We start from the raw sequence: 5,971 nt of genomic DNA, 5'->3' as shown, positions 1-5,971 counted from the left end.
GGTCATGGTCTGGTCGAGCACGCGCCACTTGACGGCTTCCTCGATGAATTTCGAGAGATCGCCTTTCTTCATGCCGCGCTGGGCAAGAAAACTGCGCACCGCGATGTCGGTGTCTTTGGACACCGAGACGGTCCAGCGGGTGGTGTCGTCGGGCATGGGAGCCTCCTAATAGGAGTTTATACGCTTAGCAGTATATCATGTTAGGTGCTTTCGTACAACGTCGTTTTGGGCGCTTTGCCCCTTCCCTACCACAAATCTTCCCCATGATAAAGGACGTTATCATGCGTAAGAATCTAACAAACCGGGGCAGGGGCACCCGGCAAGCCAAGCGTACTCGGACGCCGCGCCGGAATCCACTTTCCATCCCTACTTCGGAGAACGTAGCAGCCTAGCAGTATGGGCTGCCTCCAGTGACGACGACCACATCGTAGGTGGCTACTGCCTTACAGCGGCATCGCCTCAATATTCGAACCACCCTTGGAGCGCCCGGTTCTTGTCGTCGGTGAAGGGCGGGTAGAGATGTTCGATCGCCACGTCGGGCGGAGAGATCAGCATCGATTTGGCGTGGGTGAGCGCATCGAAGCCGTATTTGCCGTAGTAGTGGCCCATACCGGCCGACCCTGTGCCGCCGAACGGCATGGTCTCGACGAACAGGTGAACGTTAACGAGGCTCACTCCGCCGCCGCCAAAGGACAGCTCGCCGATGAACCGATCGACGGTCTTCTGGTCGCGGCTGAAGATGAAGCCCGCAAGCGGTCGCGGCGTCGCCGCGATCCGCGCGAAAGCCTCACCAAGCGACTCGTAGGTCAGGATCGGCAGGATCGGTCCGAAGACCTCGTCCTCCATGACCTTGTCGTCCCAGGTCACGGGATAAAGAAGCGTGGGGTCGAGGTAGTGCGCGTCTGGATCTGACTTGCCGCCCGCGACCACTTTTGCGGGGTCGATGAGCGCCGCCAGTCGATCCACCGCATGCGCGTTGATGATGCGCGAATAGTCGGAGTTGGATTTCGGATCATCGCCAAAGAACTCGACCAGCGCCTTCTTGGCCTCGGCAACGAAGGCGTCTGCGACAGACTTGTGAACATACGCGTAGCCTGGAGAGGTGCACCACTGGCCGCCCCACGCCATCGCACCCCAAACGATCTTCTTCGCGGCGTCGGGGATGTTGGCGGTCTCGTCAACGAGCGCCGGGTTCATCCCGCCGAGTTCCAGCAGGACCGGCGTGAGGTTTTCCGCGGCGGCTCGCGCGACGACCTTCCCCACGTGGGTGCTGCCGGTGAAAAAGATGAAGTCGAACGCCAGCTTCAGAAGTTCGGTGTTCTGTGACTTGCCGCCGGGCACCACGGTTACGGCGCTCGGATCGAAATACTTCGGGACAAGATCGAGCAGCACTTCGGTCGTCGCCGTGAGCGCTTCGCTCAGCGTGAGAATGCAGGTGTTGCCGGCCGCGAGCGCCGCGAGCGCCGGGCGGATCAGCAAAAGCAGGGGTCCGTTGAACGGGCCGATGATCAGCGCCACGCCATACGGCTCGCGGTAGATCATCCCCTTGTGGCCAGTTTCGGCCAGGAAGCGCGGCACCGGCGCTTCGACCGGCTTCATCCACTCCTTCAGCTGGCTTTTCTGGACTTCCGTCTCGCCGGCCGACGCCGCGGTCTCGAAGATGTGTTCCTGCGAGGCGGTCTTGAAGTCCTTAGCCATCGCCTTCTGAAAGCGCTCCTCATGCTCCCTGATCATGCGGGCCATCCGGTCGAGCTGATCGACGCGCCATTCGTAGGTGCGCGTGACCCCTGTGGCGAACAGCGCCTTCTGGGCGTTGAAGATATCCTGGAAGGGGTTCATGGGCGCCTCGCCTAGATGTCAGGATTGCCGTCATACTGCTTCGCGCCCGGAACGGGACTGACCCAGGGCCGGCGCCGGCCGACGAACAGTTCCCACGCCGGATGGAACCATTCGTTCGAATCGAGGGTCCCGGCCTTGACCATGAAAAGCTCCGGCGTCAGCTCGGGCTCGGTGGTCAGCGGCGAACCGCAGCGGGGGCAGTAGCGGCGCAACACCCTCAGACCGCTCGTGCCGATATCGTCGAAGACCTCGGTCTCGCCGGTAATCGTCAACGCGCTGCGGTGGATGAAAATGACTGTCGAGAATGCGCTCCCGGACTGCGGCCGGCAGCGATTGCAGTGGCAAAGGCCGTCCACCAGCGGCTTCTCGGAAATCGTGAAGGTGACGGCGCCGCACATGCAGCGGCCCGTCAGCATGTCAAGGACTTGAGGCGCGCCGCCGCTCATCGCTCTATCTCCCAACCTCGAAGCGCAACGTGACCGGGCGCTCAGCCCATCGTCAGGACCATCCTGAAGCGGGCGTTGCCCGACATCATCTTTGCGTAGGCGTCTGCGGCCCGTTCGAGCGGCATGGCTTCAATCATGGCGGCGACGTCGCTGATGGCACTGAATCGGAGCGTCGCATCGCCGGCCGCCGGAGTTCCCGTGAGAGCGCCGTCGACACCAAGCTGTTTGAACAGAAGTTCGAACGCCGACAGCTCGATCGGCTCATCCGTCGCGCCGAGCGAGATCACCGTGCCGCCGCGTCGCAAGCCGCCGAGGACTGAAGCGACCGCCTTGCCGCCCGAGGCTGTGGCCAACACCACAGCGGCGCCCCCGAGCGCCTGAAGCGCCTTGGCGACATCGGAGGCGGAGCTGTCGATATGGTGATGGGCGCCCAGTTTCTTCGCCAGCTCGGCCCGGTCGCCGCCGCGGTCGATCGCGACGACCTCGAACCCCATGCGGCGCGCGTACTGGACGCCGAGATGGCCCAGCCCGCCAACACCAAACACCGCGACGAGGTCCCCTGCCCTCGCCGGCGAGTTCCTGAGCGCGCTGAAGGTCGTCAGGCCGGCGCACAACAGGGGGGCCGCATCGATCGATGACAGAGCATCAGGCACGGCCATCAGGCCGCTGGCTTTGGCGATCATCACCTCCGCATAGCCGCCGTCGTGCTGCACGCCAGTGTAGCCCTGGTTTATGCAGTTCACGATGTCGCCATCCCGGCAATACCCGCAGTATCCGCAACTGCCGCCGAGGAAGCCGACGCCGACGCGTTGGCCAACGACCCAGCCTTCAACGCCTTCGCCGATCAGGTCGATGCGTCCGACGGCTTCATGGCCGGGCACCCTCGGCCATTGGATCGGCAATGCTCCTTCCACCGTCGCCGAATCCGAATGGCACACGCCACAGGCCTCGACACGTACGCGGACATGCCCCGCTGGCGGACCGAGCAGCGGCTTTTCGGCAAGTTCCAGCTTGCCTGGACTGACTGCATGCACCGCTCGATAGGTCGATCGCTTCTCCGCCATGGTTGCCTCCCTGAATATCGTTTGAACCAGGCAATCAATCTTTGCTTTGGGGCGATGCTAAACGTTGTGCCGTTTGTGCTGGTGAACTTTCGCTTGTGCATCGACGAAGTCGCCGATCACCCGGGCAAGTTCCAGCGGCGACTCCAACGGCGACAGATGCCCGGTCCCGGGCAACACATGCAGGGCGGCGTGCGGAATTCGGGACAGCAGCTCCGCCTTCAGCAAGTCGACGCTGTCGACCCGATCGAGTTCGCCCGCAACGACGATCGTGGGCGCATTGATCGCAGCCACGTCGCGGGTGATGTCCTCGAAGCTGGTCGACCGTGGCCACGCCGCCTTTGCCTGCGACGCACCGCGCAGGCTGTCTTCGATGACCTGCTCGCGAGCTTCGGAGATGAACCGCCCTGGGATGCCGCGTCGGCGACATCAGGAGAAACGACGGCATGAAGCCACTCCCGGATTGGCGTCGACAACAGCATCGAGGATTGACGCGCCGGCGGCCGGAAATGATCACCTTGTTGCCGAGTTTATGAAACGATTCTGCAAGTCCGCGGCCAATGCCGGAGCCGCCGCCAGTAATAAAGATGGTGTTGCCTTCGAGTTTCATGTCTCCGCTCCTTCGTTAGGGTTGAAGTTACCGAAGGTCGGGAAAGCGATCGCCGAACATAGGCAAGCCGCTCTGTGACTGGGTTTCGGTGGCCTCGTCCTGGAGCACGTCCCAATGCTCGGCGAGCCGGCCGTCCTCGACGCGCACGATGTCGGCAGCGACCCACGCGGCCGGCCGGCCGTGGCCGGAGAAACGCCCATGCGCGATCACGTAGTCGCCTTCAGCAACCGTGAGCTGGTTTTCGTATTTCAACGTGCTGGGCGCCGATCGGACCAGATTGAACAACCCGTCGCGGCCAGGTGCGATGTGAGCGCTGTGTTGGATATAGTGATCCGACCAAAAACGTGTCGCGGCCGAGTAATCACGCCTGTTGAAAAGCGTGTCGAAGGCTTCGAGAACAAGCGCCTTGTTCTGCTCCAGTGTAGTCCTGGTCATGGCGATTCTCCTCTAGGCGGTGCTCGGCACGGAGGTGACGAAGTCAACTTTCCGCCGCGGCTTCGCGGGTGGGCGCCTTCATTCCTATTACAGAATAAGGCTTTTCCCGTAGGATGCGAGATCTTACTTTGTACGCAGCTGGCTCAGCGCGCTGAGCCAATTCTCCATGTGATACGTCTTCGCGATCTTGCCGTCCTTGATGGTCTGGATATCAATCGTCATGATTCGGAAGCTCTTGCCGCTGTGTGGCACGCCGAACAAGTCGCCAGCGGGCGTCCCGGTCACTTCACCCCGTACGATGACGCGGTCACCAGCGACAAGAACTTCCTTGATGTCGAACTTCATGTCGGGAATGGAATTCGCGAAATTGCCGACGACTTTAATCGAGACGTCGCGCCCCCAACACTCGCCAGGCAGATATCCAGAGCAGGAATCGTAGTCAGCGGTAAGAACCTGTTCTTCTGTGGATTTGACGTCGCCCCGGCTAGCCACGTTGAAGAGACTGTACCAGGGTGTGATGATGCTACGTGCTTGTACTTCAGTGAGGTCTTGCGCCGACGCCGTCGATGCAAAGGCCAACATAATAGCACCAGCCGCGGCTAGATTGTACGTCGCCAATGCTTGATCCTCCAAAAGCCCGGGCGCAAAAAGCCGATGTTCGCGCGCATGCCGCCGAAGCGTGACGGTCGGCCTGCCTCGTCGCGGCAACGCGGCATTCGCCCGAGGTGCAGGCCTACTAAAGTCGCATGTGGCGTGCTCGTAAAAGACTTTCTAGGATGGACGTCATGCCTCAGAGGTATGAAGCACCGCTATGGAGCTGCGACACCTTCGCTATTTCATCGCCGTCGCCGAGGCTGGAAGCCTAACGCTGGCGGCCGCGAAACGGCTCAATACGGCACAACCTTCACTCAGTCGGCAAATCCGCGCCCTGGAGGAAGAGGTCGGCGCACAGCTGATCGCCCGGAGCGTGCACGGTGTCGAGCTCACCCCCGCTGGCCGCGCTTTCCTCGACCATGCCCGCCTCGCCGTGACCCAGGCGGAAGCGGCGAAGGAAGCGGCTCGAAAGGCCGCTCAGCCGACCAAGACGAGCCTGGCCCTGGGGTTCCTATCTGGCACGGAAATGGAGTTGCTGCCGAAGGTGATGCATATCCTGCAGGCTGATCTGCCCAACATCGAAGTAAAGCTGTGGAGCGATTACTCGCCTAAGCTCGCCGACGGATTGCTGAAGGGTCGGCTCGATGCCGCCTTCATGCGACCGGAACCGCCGGCGAGCGGCCTGGTCTACAAGCGGGTGCGTACGGAACCGCTCATCGTCGTTTTTCCACGCCACCATCGCTTAGCCATGCGCAAGTCCGTCCGGTTGCGTGACCTGCGGGATGAGCGGTTGCTCATGCCATCGAGGACGGCACCGACGCTTCGCAAGGTCATCGAGGACAGCCTAGTACGGCATGGCCTGGATATCCGCGCTGATCACGACGTGCACAATCTTTCCCACGCCTTCTCGATGGTCGCGTCCACCGGCGGTGTGACGATCCTGCCGGCTTATGCACGGAACTATTTTCCCGCGTCGGTAACAGGTC

General features: G+C 61.9%; 8 protein-coding genes and 1 pseudogene. 1 reads left to right on the top strand and 8 read right to left on the bottom strand.

All coding sequences use genetic code 11. The features are described 5' to 3' along the window. From ABSF49_RS19435 to ABSF49_RS19400, 8 genes and pseudogenes are all read right to left on the bottom strand, one after another. Positions 1–156, bottom strand: a 156-nt coding sequence (locus tag ABSF49_RS19435; RefSeq protein ID WP_424114287.1) for a ribbon-helix-helix domain-containing protein, incomplete at its 3' end; no start/stop codon positions are given. A gap of 303 nt (positions 157–459) precedes the next feature. Further along, a complete protein-coding gene (locus ABSF49_RS19430) occupies positions 460–1,839 on the bottom strand; it encodes an aldehyde dehydrogenase family protein (RefSeq protein ID WP_424114285.1) in 1,380 nt (459 codons plus the stop codon). Positions 1,840–1,850: 11 nt separating this feature from the next. Continuing rightward, positions 1,851–2,285 (bottom strand): GFA family protein, encoded by a 435-nt coding sequence (locus ABSF49_RS19425; protein WP_424114284.1) that lies wholly within the window; start codon positions 2,283–2,285, stop codon positions 1,851–1,853. 41 nt (positions 2,286–2,326) lie between these two features. After that, complete coding sequence (locus ABSF49_RS19420) at positions 2,327–3,349, bottom strand: alcohol dehydrogenase catalytic domain-containing protein (RefSeq protein WP_424114283.1); 1,023 nt, start codon at positions 3,347–3,349, stop codon at positions 2,327–2,329. Between the two features lie 57 nt (positions 3,350–3,406). After that, complete coding sequence (locus ABSF49_RS19415; RefSeq protein WP_424114286.1) at positions 3,407–3,709, bottom strand: alpha/beta fold hydrolase; 303 nt, start codon at positions 3,707–3,709, stop codon at positions 3,407–3,409. A gap of 84 nt (positions 3,710–3,793) precedes the next feature. Next, positions 3,794–3,956: pseudogene (locus tag ABSF49_RS19410) on the bottom strand (SDR family NAD(P)-dependent oxidoreductase); the annotation flags it as partial. Positions 3,957–3,983: 27 nt separating this feature from the next. Next, the gene (locus ABSF49_RS19405) at positions 3,984–4,391 is read right to left on the bottom strand and encodes a nuclear transport factor 2 family protein (protein ID WP_424114282.1); all 408 of its coding nucleotides are present in this window, start codon (positions 4,389–4,391) and stop codon (positions 3,984–3,986) included. 123 nt (positions 4,392–4,514) lie between these two features. Further along, positions 4,515–5,009, bottom strand: coding sequence for an ester cyclase (locus tag ABSF49_RS19400; RefSeq protein ID WP_424114281.1), 495 nt, complete (start codon positions 5,007–5,009; stop codon positions 4,515–4,517). Between the two features lie 193 nt (positions 5,010–5,202). Between ABSF49_RS19400 and ABSF49_RS19395 the strand changes: the two genes are divergently transcribed. After that, a partial coding sequence (locus ABSF49_RS19395) for a LysR substrate-binding domain-containing protein (protein WP_424114280.1) occupies positions 5,203–5,971 on the top strand: 769 nt, incomplete at its 3' end.

The sequence above is a fragment of the Roseiarcus sp. genome (assembly GCF_049514155.1).
Lineage (GTDB): Bacteria > Pseudomonadota > Alphaproteobacteria > Rhizobiales > Beijerinckiaceae > Roseiarcus.
This window is presented reverse-complemented; position numbering and strand designations above follow the sequence as displayed.

Excerpts from the sequence above, each read along its gene's own strand:
- ABSF49_RS19430 (WP_424114285.1), bottom strand. The coding sequence starts at position 1,839 with ATGAACCCCTTCCAGGATATCTTCAACGCCCAGAAGGCGCTGTTCGCC.
- ABSF49_RS19425 (WP_424114284.1), bottom strand. The coding sequence starts at position 2,285 with ATGAGCGGCGGCGCGCCTCAAGTCCTTGACATGCTGACGGGCCGCTGC.
- ABSF49_RS19420 (WP_424114283.1), bottom strand. The coding sequence starts at position 3,349 with ATGGCGGAGAAGCGATCGACCTATCGAGCGGTGCATGCAGTCAGTCCA.
- ABSF49_RS19405 (WP_424114282.1), bottom strand. The coding sequence starts at position 4,391 with ATGACCAGGACTACACTGGAGCAGAACAAGGCGCTTGTTCTCGAAGCC.